The organism is Gordonia humi, from assembly GCF_014197435.1.
In the GTDB taxonomy this organism is placed as follows: domain Bacteria; phylum Actinomycetota; class Actinomycetes; order Mycobacteriales; family Mycobacteriaceae; genus Gordonia; species Gordonia humi.
In genome coordinates, this window is the sequence record NZ_JACIFP010000001.1 from 4362857 (window position 1) to 4380117 (window position 17261).

At 68.0% G+C, this 17261-nt stretch carries 17 protein-coding genes; 14 read left to right on the forward strand and 3 right to left on the reverse strand.

What is annotated here, in order from left to right; genetic code table 11:
- Positions 1 to 41 precede the first annotated feature (41 nt).
- The 6 genes from BKA16_RS20180 to BKA16_RS20205 all read left to right on the forward strand — a co-directional run bounded on the left by BKA16_RS20180 (position 42) and on the right by BKA16_RS20205 (position 4005).
- Positions 42 to 701 carry a nitroreductase family protein gene (locus BKA16_RS20180; protein ID WP_183372359.1) on the forward strand — a complete coding sequence of 220 codons (660 nt, stop codon included), beginning with the start codon at positions 42 to 44 and terminating at the stop codon, positions 699 to 701.
- A 29-nt stretch (positions 702 to 730) separates the two neighbouring features.
- Complete coding sequence (locus tag BKA16_RS20185) at positions 731 to 1072, forward strand: EthD family reductase (RefSeq protein ID WP_183372360.1); 342 nt, start codon at positions 731 to 733, stop codon at positions 1070 to 1072.
- An 86-nt stretch (positions 1073 to 1158) separates the two neighbouring features.
- Positions 1159 to 2214 (forward strand): zinc-dependent alcohol dehydrogenase, encoded by a 1056-nt coding sequence (locus tag BKA16_RS20190; protein WP_183372361.1) that lies wholly within the window; start codon positions 1159 to 1161, stop codon positions 2212 to 2214.
- 167 nt (positions 2215 to 2381) lie between these two features.
- The gene (locus BKA16_RS20195; protein ID WP_183372362.1) at positions 2382 to 2708 is read left to right on the forward strand and encodes a carboxymuconolactone decarboxylase family protein; all 327 of its coding nucleotides are present in this window, start codon (positions 2382 to 2384) and stop codon (positions 2706 to 2708) included.
- Between the two features lie 5 nt (positions 2709 to 2713).
- Complete coding sequence (locus BKA16_RS20200; RefSeq protein ID WP_183372363.1) at positions 2714 to 3151, forward strand: cupin domain-containing protein; 438 nt, start codon at positions 2714 to 2716, stop codon at positions 3149 to 3151.
- A complete protein-coding gene (locus BKA16_RS20205; RefSeq protein ID WP_183372364.1) occupies positions 3148 to 4005 on the forward strand; it encodes an aldo/keto reductase in 858 nt (285 codons plus the stop codon). Before BKA16_RS20200 ends, BKA16_RS20205 begins: the two co-directional genes overlap by 4 nt.
- A gap of 130 nt (positions 4006 to 4135) precedes the next feature.
- Here the strand turns inward: BKA16_RS20205 and BKA16_RS20210 are convergent, their stop codons facing one another.
- Positions 4136 to 5884, reverse strand: a complete 1749-nt coding sequence (locus tag BKA16_RS20210) for an ABC transporter ATP-binding protein (RefSeq protein ID WP_183372365.1) — start codon at positions 5882 to 5884, stop codon at positions 4136 to 4138.
- Entirely contained in the window at positions 5881 to 7545 is a 1665-nt protein-coding gene (locus BKA16_RS20215; protein ID WP_183372366.1) for an ABC transporter transmembrane domain-containing protein, read from the reverse strand. The genes BKA16_RS20210 and BKA16_RS20215 overlap by 4 nt, the downstream gene beginning before the upstream one ends.
- 126 nt (positions 7546 to 7671) lie before the next feature.
- Here BKA16_RS20215 and BKA16_RS20220 point away from each other — a divergent pair, with 126 nt between their 5' ends.
- The 8 genes from BKA16_RS20220 (at position 7672) to BKA16_RS20255 (ending at position 15911) form a co-directional block, all read left to right on the forward strand.
- Entirely contained in the window at positions 7672 to 8490 is an 819-nt protein-coding gene (locus BKA16_RS20220; protein WP_183372367.1) for a helix-turn-helix transcriptional regulator, read from the forward strand.
- A gap of 125 nt (positions 8491 to 8615) precedes the next feature.
- The gene (locus BKA16_RS20225; RefSeq protein ID WP_183372368.1) at positions 8616 to 9665 is read left to right on the forward strand and encodes an iron-siderophore ABC transporter substrate-binding protein; all 1050 of its coding nucleotides are present in this window, start codon (positions 8616 to 8618) and stop codon (positions 9663 to 9665) included.
- Positions 9666 to 9727: 62 nt separating this feature from the next.
- A complete protein-coding gene (locus BKA16_RS20230) occupies positions 9728 to 10624 on the forward strand; it encodes a siderophore-interacting protein (RefSeq protein WP_183372369.1) in 897 nt (298 codons plus the stop codon).
- Complete coding sequence (locus BKA16_RS20235; RefSeq protein ID WP_183372370.1) at positions 10621 to 11676, forward strand: iron chelate uptake ABC transporter family permease subunit; 1056 nt, start codon at positions 10621 to 10623, stop codon at positions 11674 to 11676. Before BKA16_RS20230 ends, BKA16_RS20235 begins: the two co-directional genes overlap by 4 nt.
- On the forward strand, positions 11673 to 12740 hold the full coding sequence (locus BKA16_RS20240; RefSeq protein WP_343067543.1) for a FecCD family ABC transporter permease: 1068 nt from the start codon (positions 11673 to 11675) through the stop codon (positions 12738 to 12740). Before BKA16_RS20235 ends, BKA16_RS20240 begins: the two co-directional genes overlap by 4 nt.
- On the forward strand, positions 12737 to 13543 hold the full coding sequence (locus BKA16_RS20245) for an ABC transporter ATP-binding protein (RefSeq protein WP_183372371.1): 807 nt from the start codon (positions 12737 to 12739) through the stop codon (positions 13541 to 13543). Before BKA16_RS20240 ends, BKA16_RS20245 begins: the two co-directional genes overlap by 4 nt.
- 90 nt (positions 13544 to 13633) lie before the next feature.
- The gene (locus BKA16_RS20250; protein WP_183372372.1) at positions 13634 to 15244 is read left to right on the forward strand and encodes a carboxylesterase/lipase family protein; all 1611 of its coding nucleotides are present in this window, start codon (positions 13634 to 13636) and stop codon (positions 15242 to 15244) included.
- Between the two features lie 37 nt (positions 15245 to 15281).
- Complete coding sequence (locus BKA16_RS20255; protein ID WP_183372373.1) at positions 15282 to 15911, forward strand: TetR/AcrR family transcriptional regulator; 630 nt, start codon at positions 15282 to 15284, stop codon at positions 15909 to 15911.
- 154 nt (positions 15912 to 16065) lie between these two features.
- On the opposite strand, the gene BKA16_RS20260 is transcribed toward BKA16_RS20255, so the two are convergent.
- A complete protein-coding gene (locus tag BKA16_RS20260) occupies positions 16066 to 16869 on the reverse strand; it encodes a hypothetical protein (RefSeq protein ID WP_183372374.1) in 804 nt (267 codons plus the stop codon).
- Positions 16870 to 17261: the final 392 nt, after the last annotated feature.

Consider the following 17261-nt stretch of genomic DNA (forward strand, 5'->3'; position numbering starts at 1 on the left):
TACCGTACCGAACAAGCACTCGGCAGATGGGAAGGATCCATATGACAGAGCACCTCCTCGATCTCTCGGCTGAGGAAGTCCTGACGACCACGCGCAGCGTCCGCAAACGACTGGACTTCGACCGACCGGTCTCGCGGGAACTGCTCACCGACTGCGTGCGCGTCGCGCTGCAGGCGCCGTCCGGGTCGAACCGGTGGCTGACGCAGTTCGTGATCGTCACCGACGCCGACCGGCGCAAGGCACTGGCCGACGTCTACCGCAAGGGATACGAGATCTATCGGAAGACGCCGGGCTACATCGGCGTCGTCGACAAGGGCGACGACGCGCGCAACGCCAATCAGCAGCGCACCGCGGCGTCGGCCGACTATCTCGCCGAGAACATGCACCGCGCCCCGGCCCTCGTCGTCGCCTGCGGTCCGGGCCGCACCGAGTCGGGGCCGCCGATCGCCAAGACGACGCTGATGGGCAGCGTGCTGCCGCCGCTGTGGTCGTTCATGCTCGCCGCCCGCAACCGCGGCCTGGGCACCGCGTGGACCACGGTGATGCTGTTCTGCGAGCAGGAGGCCGCCGACGTCCTGGGTGTTCCCAACGACGAGGTGACGATGGCCGCGCTGACGCCCGTCGCGTTCACGAAGGGCACCGACTTCAAACCGGCCATGCGTCCCGACCCCGCAGAAGCCATCCACTGGGATCAGTGGTGACCCGAACCCCGCCGATGGAAGGAACACCCGTGTACAAGCTGTTCGCGTACTGGACCGCACCGAAGCCGGAGGATCGCGAGGCCTTCGAGGAGTATTACGTCAACGAGCACGTGCCGCGGGCGGCCGCCGTCCCGCACCTGGAGTCGATCGTCACGACGCTCACCTCCGACGGGCTCGAGGGCGGTGAGGCCGCGACGTACCGCGTCGCCGAGATGAGCTTCGCCGATCGCGCGGCCTACGAGGCCAGCGCGAAGTCGCCCGAGTGGGCCGCGATGCGCGAGTGTGCGGGCGACATCATCGCCGAGTACGGCGTCGTCATGACCGTCGCCCTCGGTGAGACCGTCGAGGGGACGCCGACGTACCGGGAGTGAGGTCTCCGATCGCGCACGGGTACACCGCGTCGGGACCGTACCGACGCGGCCCATGCGACGACACCGGCCGTCGGTAGTCTCGGGGGATGTCCACCAGTGACGACGCTCCGACGATGCGCGGCGCCCTTGTCCGCCCCACCCGCGACGTCGTTCTCGAAACGCGCCAGGTCCCGGCGGTCGCGCCGGGTCAGGTGCTCGTTCGCAGTCGGATGGTCGGCATCTGCGGTACGGACACCCACGCGCTCGCCGGTCGTCATCCGTTTCTCGACGGCGACTACGCACCGGGCCACGAGGCGGTCGGCGTCGTCGCCGAGGTCGGTGAGGGCGCTTCCGATCTGGTTGCGGGCCGACGAGTTCTACTCAAGCCGAACGTCGCCTGCGGGGAGTGCGCGAACTGCCTGGCCGAGCGGTCCAATGCCTGCGAGCGGCTGACGTGGATCGGATGCGACGTCTCCCGGCACTGGTCGGGCGGCATGGCCGAGTACTTCGTCGCCCCGTTGCGGAATCTGTTCCCCGTACCCGACGGCGTCGACGACGCGACCGCGGTGCTCGTCGAATGCCTCGCGACACCTGTGCACGCGGCGCGGATCGCCGGCGACCTCACCGGTGCGCGAGTCGCGGTGCTCGGCGCCGGGACGATCGGCGTCCTCGCCGTCGTCGCGGCGCTGCATGCGGGAGCCGGTCGCGTCGTCGTGACGGACATGGACGCGGGCAAGCTCGACCGCGCGGTGCGCATCGGCGCCGCCGCCGGAGTCCTCGCCTCGTCCGACGACGCCGACGAGCGGGTGCGCGCCGCCCTGGACGGTCCCGCGGACGTCGTGTTCGACTGCGTCGCAGCGGAGGCGTCGCTGCACCAGGCGGTGCGCCTGGTCCGTCGCGCCGGAACCGTACTGGTCGTCGGCGTCCCGCCGCGGGCCGCGTCGTTGCCGATGCCGATCGTCCAGGACTGGGAGATCCGCATACAGGGCTGTGCGGCCTACACCGAGGCCGATGTGGCCGCCGCGCTCGCCATCGCCGCCGAAGGCGGAGTGCCGACCTCCGAGATCGTGTCGCAGACCGTCGGACTGAGCGAAGTGGCCGCGGCCTTCGCCGCGGCGGCCGCCGATGCGTCCGGAAAGGTGATGGTCGATCCGCGGCGCTGAGCGACGTCCGGCCCGTCGGACCCGGTCGAGATCGGCCAGGTGCTCGCCATGAGCCCGATGCTCCGTCGAAGGAACTGCCAGTACACCCCTCAGCAGGGAATCCCACGCTCGCCTCGGGACGCGTTGAATAGAAGCGTCCGATAGATCCGAGCAGAACAGGAGCCGTCATGAGCGACGACGCTGAGAGCACGAGCGGGTGGACCGGCGGGCGGAACGCCTTCGGAGACTTCGCCCCCGGCATGGTGCACTACACCGACAAAGTCCTCTTCGACGAGGTCTGGGAGCGAGACGGTCTGTCCAAACGCGATCGGAGCCTGGTCACGATCTCGGCGCTGACAGCGCTGGGGAAGATGGATCAGCTGCGGTCCCGCATGTACTCGCGAGTGGCGGGCAGCGTCGTCGGCACGTCCCCGCAGGTCTCGCCGGTCGCGGCCTCGCAGGCCGTCGTGCCGGCGCCGAGATCCCCTGGCGACCCCAGAGACGAACAAGGATGAAAGACATGAGCAACCACTCATTCGAACAGATCTTCCCGCTCGGTCGGACGAACGACGCCTTCGCGCAGTACTTCGTCGGCCAGAGCTACAACGCCCCCGTCACGGATGGAAGCGTGCCGGTCAACAACATCACCTTCGAGCCCGGCTGTCGCAACAACTGGCACATCCACCACGGCAGCGACGGCGGTGGTGACCAGATCCTGCTGTGCACGGCGGGCTCCGGCTGGTATCAGGCGGAGGGTGAGAAGCCGGTCAGCATGGCGCCCGGCACCGCGGTCCGGGTCCCGGCCGGTACCAAACACTGGCACGGAGCCAAGGCCGACTCGTGGTTCAGCCATCTGGCTTTCATCACGCCCGGCGAAGGCGTCAGCAACGAGTGGCTGGAACCGGTCACCGACGACGAGTACGGCCGGCTGGCCGACGACGACGAGGCGAACGCATGAGCATCCTGAACGAGACCTACACCCTGTCCAACGGCGTCGAGATCCCGAAGCTGGGGCTCGGTACCTGGTTCATCGACGACGGCGACGCCGCCGACGCGGTGAGGGCCGCGATCGAGATCGGCTACCGCAACATCGACACCGCCCAGGCCTACGGCAACGAACGCGGCGTCGGCGAAGGCGTCCGCGCCTCCGGCGTGGCCCGCGACGAGCTGTTCGTCTCCACGAAGCTCGCCGCCGAGGTCAAGGACTACGATCGGGCCGTGGCCGCGATCGACGGGTCCCTGGCCGAGCTGGACATCGACTACATCGATCTCATGCTGATCCACGCGCCGCAACCCTGGGAGGACTTCCGCGGCGGCGACTACTCGGACGGCAACCGTGCCGCGTGGAAGGCGCTGGAGGAGGCCTATGAGGCGGGAAGGATCCGCGCGATCGGGGTCTCGAACTTCCTTCCGGACGAGTTGGACGACGTCCTCGAGAACGGCACCGTCGCGGCGCACGTCAATCAGATCCTCGTCCACGCGGGTAACACGCCCCGCGATCTGATCGCCCATTGCCAGGGCAAGGACGTCCTGGTCGAGGCGTACTCCCCCATCGCCCACGGTCAGATCCTGGGCAACGCGCGCATCGCGGCCATCGCGAGGAGGTACGACGTCTCCGTACCGCAGCTGTGCATCCGCTACACGCTCCAGCTCGGCGCGGTCTCGCTGCCCAAGACCGCCGACCCCGACCACATGCGCCCCAACGCCCGGGTCGACTTCGAGATCTCCGAGGCCGATATGGAGGCACTGGCCGACCTGGAGGAGAAGGACTACGGCGAGCACGCCGAGTTCCCCGTCTACCGAGGCGAGTGACCGTGGACGGACGAGTGTCAGCCCAGTCGGGCAGATGCATCTCCCGAGTGATCCGCTGATGAGAACCGCGTCCGGACGGCTCGACGACCGGGTGCCGCCGGGCGCGAACTCGTGGGCGGATCGGAATCGATCATCTGCCGAGGGTCGCAGCGTGCAGACGCGCGTACGCACCGCCTTCTCGGCGCACCAGGTGCCCGTGGCTCCCGCATTCGACGACGCGCCCGCGCTCCATCACGACGATGCGATCAGCCGTCTCCGCGTGTGCGAAGCGGTGGGCGACGATGACCGCGGTCCGCCCCCGGACCACCGCGTCCACGGCCCCGTCCAGAGCTCCGTCCACGCCACCGTGTGCGGTCGCCTCGTCGAGCACCACGACCGCCGGATCCGCCAGCAGCACGCGGGCCAGGGCGAGCTGTTGAATGCGAGCATCATCGAGGTCGTTCCCGAGGACGGCGTCCAGGCCCCCCTCGAGTCGGTGCGCCCAGTCGGCCTCCACCGTGTCCAGAGCCGACCACAGGTCGGTGTCCGAGGCATCGGGATCGGCCAGCCGGAGGTTGTCTGCGAGCGTGCCGGCGAACAGATGGGTGTCCTGCGTGACCAACAGAACCGCGCGCCGGTCGCCGCACCAGGCCTCCGCGGCCGGCACCCCTCCGATGAGTACTTCTCCCGATCGTGGGACGAGTACGCCCGCGATCAGTTGCGCGAGGGTGGACTTGCCCGAACCGGATGCGCCCACGAGTACCGCGGTGCCTCCCGCAGGCACGTCCACGGAGATCTCGTCGAGGACGTCGTCGGCATCCGGTCGATACCTGTACGTCAGCGAGCGAATGCTGATGCCGGCGTCCGCGACCTCCCTGCGGATCGCGCTGTCCGGGTCGACGAGGAGCACGCCCACCAGTCGTCCGAGACCCGCGGCGGCACGCTGCAGGTCGTCGATACTCGACAGCAGTGAGCCGATCGGGGCGAACAGTCGATGGAAGAACAGCGCGGCGGCGGTCACGGCCCCCACCGTCAGGCCCGCATCCGCGACGCGCCAGAAGCCCACGGCCAGAACCGCGGCCAGGCCTAAGAACTCACCCAGGTTGAGGCCGCCGTTGAATCGGTTGCGGGCCTGCGTCGTCTCACGCTGTGTCTCGACCGCGGTGAGGCTCCGCAGCGAGATCCGCGCCAGGTGCTGGGTGTGTGCCCGATCGGCCACCACCGTGTCGGAGCCGCGGACGCTCTCGATGATCGTCTGTCCCCGCGCGGCCTCCTCTCGGCGCAGCCGACGGTACAGCGGCCGGGATCGGCGCAAGAAGCGCATGGTCGTGAGCACCTCGACCGGTACGGCCACCAACGCCGCCAATGCCAACCACGGGTCCAGCGCCACCAGCCCCACGAGCGTCAGGACGATCACGAATGCAGCCTGTACGAACCTGGGCAGTACGCTCGACACGGACTGGGTGATCGCCTCGACGTCCCCGGTGACGCGGGAGACGACGTCCGACGTGCCTGCGTCCTCCACCAGTCGCTGGTCGAGTCGCACCGCGGCGGCGAACACCTCCTCCCGAAGCTCGGCGAGCGCCCGTTGCAGGCAGACGACCAGTAGCCGTCCTCCCACGAGCAGCAGAGCCGCCGACAAGGCCCCGGTCCCGGCGACGAGTCCGGCTCGAACGGCCACGTCGACGAGCTGCCCGTCGTCAAGGACCTCGTCGACGATCTGGCCGAGCAGAATCGGAGTGAGCAGCGACGTCGCGGACCCGAGCAGCAACACCACCGTGGCCGCCGTCAACATGGCCGCCTGACGCCGGAGGAGCGCAGCCAGATGTCGCCAGCTCTCGCGGCCGTCCGCGACTGGCAGATCGCCGGTCTCTGATCCGGCCTCGGAGTTCGGTGTCATCGATCGACTCCTGCCGACGACTCTTGACGGCTCTCGTTCGAGAGTGCGAGTTCTGAGCTGGTCAGGTCGACGACCCGGTGACAGGAGTGCAGCAGGAGACTGCTCGACGTCACGACCACGATCGTGCGACCGAGTCGGCGCAGGCCCTCGGCTACGTGCAGTTCGGTCAGCGGGTCCAGCGCAGACGTGGGCTCGTCGAGAACCACCACCTCCGCCGGCGAGTGCAGGGCGCGCGCGAGCAGCACGCGCTGGCGCTGTCCGCCGGAGAGCCGCCGTCCTCTCTCGCCGACTTGAGCGTCGGGCGATCCCACGTGTTCGAGGACGTCGTCGAGCGCCACCGCCCGGATCACCTCCGCGTCCCAGCCCTCGTCCCCGAGTCCGGTGACGTTCTCGCGCAGGGTGCCCGTGAACACGGCCGCATCGTGAGGCGGGGACGCCACCACCGTCCGATACTCGTCCGGCCCGGCCGCCAGCGCGTCCACTCCGTACACGCTCACCTCGCCTGACCCAGGCAGAGTGCGCAGCGACAGCCGAGCGGACACCGCTCGCGCCATGGCCGCTCCGCTGACCCGCACACCCACCAGGCGCCCGGTGATCGTCTCCACCACAGTGGAGTCCGTCGTCCAGGTCAACGCCGCGGCCTCGGATTCGCGCACCGCGGCGTCCCCGGCGGGAAGTACGAACGGCTCCGACAGAAGCGCGTGCACGCGGTGCGACGAGGCCCGCTTATGAGCCCAGTTGGCACCGAAAGTGCCGATGTACTCGAGCGCCCGCTGAAGGAACTGCGCGAGAGCCACGACGGTCACCAACTGTCCCGGAGTGATGTCTCCGCGTAGAGCCATCCACGCCGCGGCGAACGTGAGCACCCCCAGGTACACGACCGAGACCGCCGTACTCACCGCCTGATAGGTCAGCAGCCGATGTGCCGCCGCGACGGCGCCCCGCATCGATCCCGCGGACGCGACACGGTAACGCCGCACCACCTCGTCTTCTGCGCCCAGGCCGCGCACGATCCGCAGTCCCGACATCACGTCGGTCGCGACCTCGCTGGCAGCGGCGACCGAGGACTGTTCGGCCAGACCCACTCTCTCCAACGGCCGCGCGAGCACCTGCATGCCGAACAGGACCGCGAGGGCTCCCACGAAGACGCCGATCCCGAGCGGAACGGAGATCACCAGCAATGCGATGCCTGCCGTCGACAGAGCCGCCAGTGTCGCACCTTGCAGAGCGATGCTCCACGCCACGCCGGCGACCCGGTACGTGTCCGAACTGGCCACCGACAGCACCTCCCCCGTTCCTCGACGGGCCGCGCGGCCGCGGGGATGCAGCACCCGGCCGATGGCGAGCTGACGAAGATCGTGCTCGCCGTGTCCGTACACGCGAACCATCGCCAGCGCCGCGGACTGATAGCTCAGCGAGAGCACGACGAATACCGCGGCCAGCACCCCGATCCAGAGCGCGAGCGCCGCGGTGTCGCGACGGACGACGGCGAGGTCGACGACGACCCCGATGAGTATCGGGATCGCCGTCTCACATGCCTGGTGCAAGATGTAGCCGAAAGTCGCGAAGCCCAGGCGTCGGCCCCGCCCGTCTCGTGCCAGAGCGAGCGTGAGCATTGAGCCGACAGTGGCCGCCGCGGGAAGCTCGAGGGTGGTGTGCATGAACAGCAACACTAGGTACCGCGGCTTCCCCGGGGCGGACCGTTTCTGTCGTGTATCGGACACACGCGTGATCTCGCCCCGCCACCGGATAGTAAGGTGACCCTTACCGAATAGCGTGGAGGATGCATGACCGCACGAGTGAGCGAACGGCCGATCGAAGGACCGGAGCCCGACCTCTGCGGACGAGCAGTCCCCGAAGGGTTCCTGCTCACGACCACCAGCGAGAGCGTCTGGTGGCACCCCACGCTCGAGCACCGGTGTTCGAGCAGACCTCACCGCCACAGCGAGCACGTCGTCATGTGGCCCGACGTCCGCTCGGCGACGATCACCGTGAGCGGAGAGCTGTGGCCCCTCTCTCTCGGAGAAGGAGCCTGGCTGCCGGCCGGTACCCTCCACTCGGTCAATGAAGCGAACTCAGCCCTGGTGTGCTGCACCCACATCCATCCGCACGCGGTGGAAGCGGAGGCGGGCGAGCCGCATACGGTGACCATGAACACCGCCCTGCGCGAGATGCTGCTGCACCTGGCCCACACCGGAATGGAACGCGACCGCAGACTCCGCGCTCAACAGGTGTGCTTGGAGATGATCGCCGACGAAGCGCAGCCTCCCGTGCGGGTTCCGACACCGGAGGATCCTCGAATCCGCACTCTCGCCGAGGCGATCATGGCCGATCCCGCGGACGACAGTTCGTTGGAGGACTGGGCGTGGCGCACGTCCATGAGTGCGCGAACCATCGCCAGGGCCTTCCGTGCGGAGACCGGTATGACCTTCACGCAGTGGCGAACCCGGGTGCGCATGGTCGCGGCGGTCGAGCTCCTGGGCGTCGGAATGCCGGTGGGACTAGTCGCCAAACGCGTCGGTTACGCGACGACCAGCGCTTTCAGTGCCGCCTTCGGCCGAACGATGGGTCGCCCGCCGCGGCACTATCAGCCGACCCGTGTCTGAGCGACGACGATCGAGGTGTCTGATCTACGACAGGATGTGTCGGCCAGCCGACAGCCTCCCCTCCTAGGATCTTTTAGGTATCCCTAACCTCGTGTCGCATCTCTGCGCCTCCAGAAGGAACCTCCATGCATCGTCCCCGCCTCCCACGTCTCGCCGCTCTCGCCGCCGCAGCGGCCCTGCTCCTCGGAGGATGCAGCACAGCCGATCCGACAGACGACTCCGGCGGCGCACCGGCGTCGTCGGATGCGGCCTTCCCCGTGACCATCGAGCACGCACACGGCAGCACCACGATCGAGAGCAAACCCGAACGCATCGTGACCCTCGGCTGGATGGCCGAAGACGCCGTCGCCTCGCTCGGAGTCGCGCCGGTCGGAGTTCCGAAGAACTATTCGGGCGCCGACGGATACTCGGACTGGTTCAGCGAGTACGTCACCGACGAGCTGCACGCCGAGCTGCCCGAGATCATCGAGGTCGACGGGGAGGGCGAGTTCGACATCGAGCAGATCCTCACGCTGGAACCCGACCTGATCCTCGCGCCGCATTCGGGTATGACCGAGGTGCAGTACGAGCGGATGAGCGAGATCGCCCCCACCGTGCCCTACGCGAAGACCCCGTGGTTCTCCGCCCCGTGGCAGGACTTCACCCGCAACGTCGGACTCGCCATGGGAGAGAAGGAACTGGCCGAGACCCGGATCCGCGAGACCGAGCAGCTCATCGCGGACGCCGCCGCCGATCATCCGGACCTGAAGGGCACCGACTTCATCTACGGGGTGACCCTGTGGGAGGGCGAAACCGAGCTCGGCGTCTACGTCGCAGACGATCCGCGCGTCCAGTTCGTCCACGAATTCGGTCTCGTCGACAGCCCGAGTCTTGAGGCGGCGACGGCGGGCACCAAGGAGTTCACGGGCGGAATCAGTCTGGAGAAGCTCGACACGCTCAAGACAGACGTGTTCATCGGGTGGGAAGGCGGCGCGGGACGGACGGAAGCCACCCTGCAGAATCCGCTCGTGTCCCGCTGGGCGCCGATCGCACGGGGTTCGTACTACATCATGAACGACAAGGGCTTCGCGATGGCGACCAGTGCCCCCACGGTGCTGAGTATCCCGTGGGTTCTCGAACAGGGCTTTCTCGACGACCTGTCGAGCGCCGTCAACGGCGGCGCCGTCATCCGCTGAGCCCATCGCGCATTCCCTCGCCGCGCCCCGCACCTCCCGCATTCGAAAGGACCGACTCTCCCATGTCTGACCTGCCCGACCACTACGAACCGCGTATCCACCGAGCGGAGGTGACGTCGACACAGAGGCTGACGCCCGGCATGATCCGCGTCGTCTTCGGCGGTGCGGACCTGAACGACTTCCCGACCACGGGGGTCGGCGACGAGTACGTCCGGTTCTTCTTTCCCGAGGACCCCGACAAGGTCCCCGGACTGCCTCACATCTCCGGGCGAGGGTGGGAGTTCGCGGACGGGGTGGAGCAGTCGCAGGCGCGGGTGTACACGATCCGACGGCATTCGCCCGGCGCGCTCACCGTCGACTTCGTGGTCCACGACGGCGGTATCGCGGCCGCGTGGGCGTCTCAGGCACGTCCGGGACAGGTGCTCGGCATCAACCCGCCGTACGCGCTGTACGAGCGGCCCCCGACCACGAGGCGCCAGATCCTGGTGGCGGACGAACCGGGCCTGCCCGCGGCGCTGCGGATCGCCGAGCACACGGCCGCAACAGTGCCGACCACGCTGGTGCTCGAGGTCCGCGGTGAAGAACACCGGGTGTCCGCCGAGGTCGAGGGGGTGGACTACCGGTGGTTGTCCGGGACCGGTAACGGACACAAGCCGAGCCAGCTCGAGGACGCACTGCGCCACCTCACCATCGGCGACGACACCTATGTCTGGGTCGCGACCGAGGGCCGTCTGAACAGGGCGATCCGGAAACATCTCCGACACGGACTCGGACTGCCCGCGAGTCACTACAAGTGCATCGCCTACTGGCAGGACGACGCGGAGGCGTGGCGAGCCCGCTACGACGAACTGGGCACGGAGTTCCGAGACCGGATCCGTGCGTTGTGGGCGGACAAGGAACGCGACTCGGAGGAGATCTTCGACGACGTGCAGCGGCTGTATGAGGTCGCCGGCCTGTGACCGCACCGGTGGCCGCGAGCCGGCGACCCGAGACCGCCCGTGGTGTCGCTGCAACTAACCGGTTACGCCTGCTGGGTCTGGTGATCGCCGTCGTGGTTCTCGGGATCACCGTCGTCGTCAGCGTCTGCGTCGGTGCGCGGGACATCGCACCCTCCACGATCTGGGCCGCGATCACGAACTTCGACGTCGGGAACGACGAGCACGTCATGGTTCGCGAGCTGCGCGTGCCCCGCACGGTGGTCGGTCTCATCGTCGGACCGGCATTGGGCGTGTGCGGGGCGCTGATCCAGGCGTACACCCGCAACCCGCTCGCCGACCCCGGCGTTCTGGGCGTCAACGCGGGAGCCACCTTCGGGGTGGCGCTCGCCACCGGGCTGTTGGGATTCACCGCTCCGCTGGCCTATGTCTGGTTCGCGTTGGCCGGAGCCGCCGCGTGCACCATCGTCGTATACGTTCTGGGCGCGCTGGGGAGAAGCGGGGCCACACCGGTGAAGCTCACGATGGCCGGGGTGGCGTTCAGCGCCGTCCTCGGCGGCATGACCAGCGCGATCGTCCTGGCCAACCGCGAGACATTCGACGACATGCGGTTCTGGGGCGTCGGCGCGATCGGCGGCCGGTCGTTGGACACCGTGCTCTTCTTCTGTCCGCTGATCGTCCTCGGTCTGGTGCTGGCCGTGTACGTCGCACGACCGCTCAACGCGCTCGCTCTCGGCGACGACCTCGGTGTCACCCTCGGCGTGAAGACCGGACGGATTCGCATTCTGGTCGTGATCGCCGTGACCCTGCTCGCCGGGACTGCGACCGCGTTGGCCGGACCGATCGGATTCGTGGGCCTGATGGTCCCTCACGCGGTGCGCTGGTTCGTCGGACCGGACCAGCGATGGATCGTTCCGTTCACCGTCGTGATGTCTGCGATCCTGCTTCTGGTCGCCGACATCATCGGCCGCATCATCCTTCCCAGCGGAGAGCTGCGGGTAGGTCTCGTGACGGCGATCGTCGGCGCCCCGGTGCTCATCATGCTCGCCCGACGCCGGTCGGTGAGCTCCCTGTGAACGCTCGACGACAACAGGCCTCGCACTCCATCGACCACGGCTACCGGGCAGTCGCCGTCCGCCGCGGCCGAATCTCCGGCCTCGTCGGCGTCCGCAGCCTCGTGGTCTGCGCCGTCCTGGCCGTCCTCATCCTGGGGCTGGGGATCGTCGCACTCGGAATCGGTACGTACGAGCTGTCTCCGGTCCAGGTGATCAGCGCGTTGGTGGGATCGGACGATACGAAGGCCCGGCTGGTCGTGGTCACGTGGCGCCTGCCGCGGGTCCTATTCGCCGTCGTCTGCGGCGTCGCCCTGGCCGTCTCCGGAGCCATCTTCCAGTCCCTCACCCGCAATCCGCTGGGTTCGCCCGACATCATCGGCTTCTCGACCGGCTCGTACACCGGCGTGGTGTTGACGACGCTCGTGGTCGGCTCCACGGGCTACCTGGATCGGGCGGCGGCCGCGATCGTCGGGGGTTGCGTCACAGCCGCCATCGTGTACCTGCTCTCGTTGAGCCGCGGCAGCGTCCGACCTTTCCGGCTGATCATCATGGGGATCGGTGTCGGCGCGCTGCTGAGCTCCCTCAACTCGGGCCTCATGCTGACCTCGGACGTGGACGCGGCGATGCTCACAGCGGTGTGGGCCGCAGGATCCCTGTACGGCCTCGGCTACGCTCAGCTCTGGCCGATGGTCGTTCTGCTCCTGGTCCTCTTGCCCGTTGTCGCGTCCATCGCACCGGGGATGCGCCAACTGGAGCTCGGCGACGACGCCGCACGCGGTCTGGGCACCCGTGCGAACCGGGTGCGGGCGAGCGCGGTGATCCTCGGTGTGGCCCTGACCGCCCTGGTCACCGCGGCGGCCGGACCGATCTCATTCATCGCCCTGGCCGCGCCGCAGATCGCGCGCCGACTCACCGGCGGCAGCGGTCTCGAGCTCGCTCCCGCCGCACTGGTGGGCGGCTTCCTTCTCCTCGCCTCCGACACCCTCGCCCAGCGGCTCGGCTACCCCGTCGGGGTGGTGACGGTCAGCGTCGGAGGCGCATACCTGGTCTGGCTACTGGCATCGGAATACCGAAAGCGAACATGACACACATCGCAACCGCTCAACCGGCGATCCGGCTCGAGGACGTTCGAGTCGGCTACGACCGCCGCATCGTCTGCAACGACCTGAGCCTGTCCGTCCCCACCGGCAGTTACACCGCGGTCATCGGGCCGAACGCATGCGGAAAGTCGACCATGCTGCGGGCGATAGCCCGCATACTTCCGTACCGTTCCGGCAGCATCCTCCTGGACGGCGAACAGATCTCGGCCGTCCCCACCAAGCGACTCGCGACCAGGCTCGGTCTGCTGCCGCAGACCGCGATCGCCCCGGAGGGCATCCGGGTGGCCGATCTCGTCGCGCGCGGCCGACATCCTCACCAGAGCCTGTTCGACCGCTGGTCGTCGGCGGACGAGGGCATCGTCAATGAGGCGATGGAGGCCACGGGCATCGCCGATCTGTCCGGACGCCTTGTCGACGAACTCTCCGGTGGACAGCGGCAACGGGTATGGGTAGCCATGGTCCTCGCGCAGCAGACACCCATCCTGCTGCTCGACGAACCGACGACCTTCCTGGACATCACTCACCAGTACGGGCTGCTCGAGCTCTTCGAGGTACTGCGTCGAGATCTCAAGCGAACGGTCATCATCGTGCTGCACGATCTGAATCAGGCGGCGCGCTACGCCTCCCATCTCATCGTCATGAAAGACGGCGTCGTCGTCACCGCCGGTCCGCCGGCCGAGATCATCACCGAAGAACTGATCGCCGACGTGTACGACCTATCGTGTCGCATCGTCCCCGACCCGGAGACAGGCGCGCCGATGGTGATTCCCCGGGCGCACCGGACCTGACGGGGGATCTCGACTCTGCCGAGCGGTGCGAGCCGAGAGACGTCGTCTGAATTTCCCACATGTGAGAAATTTTTCCCTACACTGGTGGCCATGAGGCCGACACCGACGAACCTCAGCCCGACGACCACGACCCGACTTCCCGTCCTCGTCCTCCTCGCGACCCTGTGCGTCGTCGCGGGGTGCTCGACGACACCCGGACCGGAAGCGGACCCCTCCTCCACGACCGTGGCGACCACCAGCGGTCACCTGCACGGATCCGCAACGGACACCGGTCGCACGTTTCTCGGCGTCCCCTACGCTGAACCCCCGACCGGAGAGCACCGCTGGTCGCTCCCGCGGGCGGTGGCAGCACCGGACGCCGATGTCGACGCGACCCGCGCGGGCAGTCCATGCCCCCAGAGCCTGCCGGTTCCCGGCGACCACCCCGAGCCGTCCGAAGACTGCCTGACCCTCAACGTCACGACGCCCCATCAGACCGATTCCGACATGCACCTGCCGGTCATGGTGTGGTGGCACGGCGGCGGATACACCTCTGGAGCCGGAAGTTCGTACGACGCGCAACGGCTCGCCGACCGCGGGAACGTCATCGTGGTGACGGTCAACTATCGGTTGGGGATCTTCGGCTATCTGGGGATGCCGGGCATGACGGGCGGAGGCGATTTCGGTCTCGCCGATCAGATCGAGAGTCTGCGCTGGGTGCAGTCCAACGCGTCGGCGTTCGGCGGAGACCCCGACGATGTGACCGTGTTCGGTGAGTCGGCCGGCGCGATGTCGGCCTGTGCGGCGCTGACGTCGCCCACCACCGAAGGCCTGTTCGACAAGGCGGTCATGGCATCCGGGAACTGCATGCTGCGCTGGCCCGACGGCGGCCTCTATCCCGGCGTCCCCGCGCACACGCCGTACACGTCTCGCACCGACAACCAGTCGACCAGTGTCGCCGCGGCCCGACGCCTGGGCTGCGTCGGCGACGACGCCGTCGCCTGTCTGCGTCGACTGCCCGTCAGCCGACTCCTCCGTGAGAACGACGAGTTCTCCGACAACCTGACGTTCGGAACAGACCTCCTTCCCGACGATCCGGCGGAGGTCATCAGGCGTGGCGATCAGCATCGGATTCCCGTGATCACCGGCGGAAACCATGATGAGCAGCGATCATTCGTCGGTGGCCTGCTCACGGCCCAACCGGATGCCGTGACTCCGGCGACCTACCCCGCTCTGATTCGCACGGCGTTCGGCCAACGAGCGCCAGAGGTGCTGTCGAGGTATCCGCTGAGCCGGTTCCCGAGTGCGCCCATCGCCTGGTCGACGGTCACCACTGACGCCGTCTGGTCGTGCCCGACGCTCGAAGGCGCGCGACTGATGAGCGTGCGCGCACCGACCCACGTCTACGAGTTCGCCGACGAGACCGCGCCGAACGTCAACCAGATCACCACCATCCCGCAGGGGGCGGCCCATGCCACCGACACCCCGTACTACTTCGACCTCGGCGGTATGAATCTCCTCACCGAACCGCACCAACGACAGATCGCCGATCAGATGATCGACTACTGGACGTCGTTCGCACACACCGGAACACCCACGATCACGGGAGGTCCCGGCGTCACCGCGGCAGACGCCGACACGAGCCGGGTGCTCCAGTTCGGCACCGCCACGACCCGTGACGTCGACTACGCGGCCGACCATCAGTGCGACTTCTGGATCTGAGCCCCGAATCGCTACCGAGAGCTAGGCCCCGACTCATATGCCGTCCACCCGCGTCGACAACGACACGTTCATCCACCGTGCACGCCGTACCCAGATCATCGACGCCGCAATCGAGGTCGTCGCCGAGGTCGGCGCCGACCGCGCGAGTATCTCGCGGATCGCCGAGCGCGCCGGGATCACCCGCGGAGTGGTCACGTATCACTTTCGTGATCGCCGTTCGTTGTTCGCCGCCGTGGTGGCCCATGTCTACGGTCTCGCCCACGGCGCCCTCGGGGAACGGGTGGATTCTGCCGGGAGTCCACGGGAGTCGTTGCGCACGTTCATCGTCGGGAGTCTGGAGTTCTACGCCGAGTACTCCGTCGAGATGACTGCGCTCTCCGCCATCTACCGGACGCCGGATATACCACGCGCCGATCAAGGCGAACACAGATCCGAACTCACCGACATCGAGGCGATCCTCGACGACGGCATGCGGTCGGGCGACTTCCGTGCTCATGACCCCACGATCATGGCGGCGACGATCCGATCAGCGCTCGACGCCGCGCTCGTCCGCGTACGGGCGGGCGCCGACGTCGGTCACGAGGGCGCCGAACTCTGCGAACTGTTCGACGGCGCGACCCGGGTCCTCCCCGACCTGCCGACAACGGGGCGGATCAGGAAGCGGTGAACGCGCCGAATCCGTGTGGGTCGCGCCTGCCGCGGGTCGATCCTCTCGTGTTCGACTGGAACCGAACGTGTTTCGGGTGTCAGTCGGCACCTTCAGGGAAGTCGGACCGGAGGTCGTGAGCGCGTCACGCGACCCACGGAGTGTGCTCCGGCGATCAGTCAGTGTCTTCCTGCTTGGGCTCTTTGAAGCCGTCGATGCCGAGCTTCTCGCCGATCGCGGCGAGCGCGTCGACGACCGTGCGGCCGCCGAGTTGGGGCCAGCCGGGGTACTGGCCGGGCTGGGTGGAGCCGACGAGTTGTGCGCGAGCGTCGCGTGCATCGTCGAAGTCAGACATGGTTCCTCCTGTGGTGACGCCGCACTGCGCGGCGAACTGGTCGGATGTGAGGGTGGTCGAGTTCATGTCACAGCGCGCCCACGGCGGTGCTCCCTGGGGCCAACCTGCGGGCCCGTAGCCTTGGCCGTCGGTGTATTGCCAGGAGATCTGTCCGGGAACCGATGGGCGGTTCGACGAGTACGCGGCGACGACCAGACGCAGCCCGGCGGGCCGCTGCGGGTACAGGTTCGCGAGGTCGCCTCGGTTGCCGTAGGCGATGACCCGTCGCCGGTCGCCGAGCCATGCCGTGACGCCATCGACGAGATGGTTGATCAGCGTCGAGTGGTCGCCGGTGATCTGCCCGCCCCACGACTCGACGTCGACCATCACGATCATCTTGCGGTGCGGTGTCCCGACCTGTGCCTTGAGTGTCGAGAGGACGTCCTGCCAGTTGGATCGGTACACGACGTAGACGATGAAGCAGTCGAGGCGGCCGGCATCCGCGGCGCGTCGACACCACGCATGGTTGGTCGCCCAGTTCTTGTCGCGGTAGTCGCCATCGTTCGAGCGGATCGCGACGAGCCGGTGCGGATAGGCGTCAGTGATCGGCGTCTGCCATTCGGAGACATCGGCGTACACGGTCATCGGGTGACCTCCTCGCGGATCGCTGCGATGGCGCCGGCGACCGTGCGGCCACCGAGCTGGGGCCAGCCACGATAGTCGCCCCGGAGCGGAGCTGCCGACGCGGCTTCGCGTGCGCAGGTGAGGGAGGATCGTCCGCGGTGTGTCTCCGAGGTGAGCGACGTCGATCGCTCGACCCTCGGCCACAGCGCGTCCAGAGTAGCGGGGGCTCTCGGTCTCGTCTAAGTGGCGGCGGGTAGTCAGTTCCCGCGATTCGTATTCAGAAGCTCGTCTCCGCATGGAATCAAGAGATTCGCGGGGAGGACGCAGACTCCGAGGGTCGAGCCGACGACCCGTTGATCGGCGCTGCGGTGGAACCACGTAGACGACCTCGAACACGGCTCACGAACAAGGAA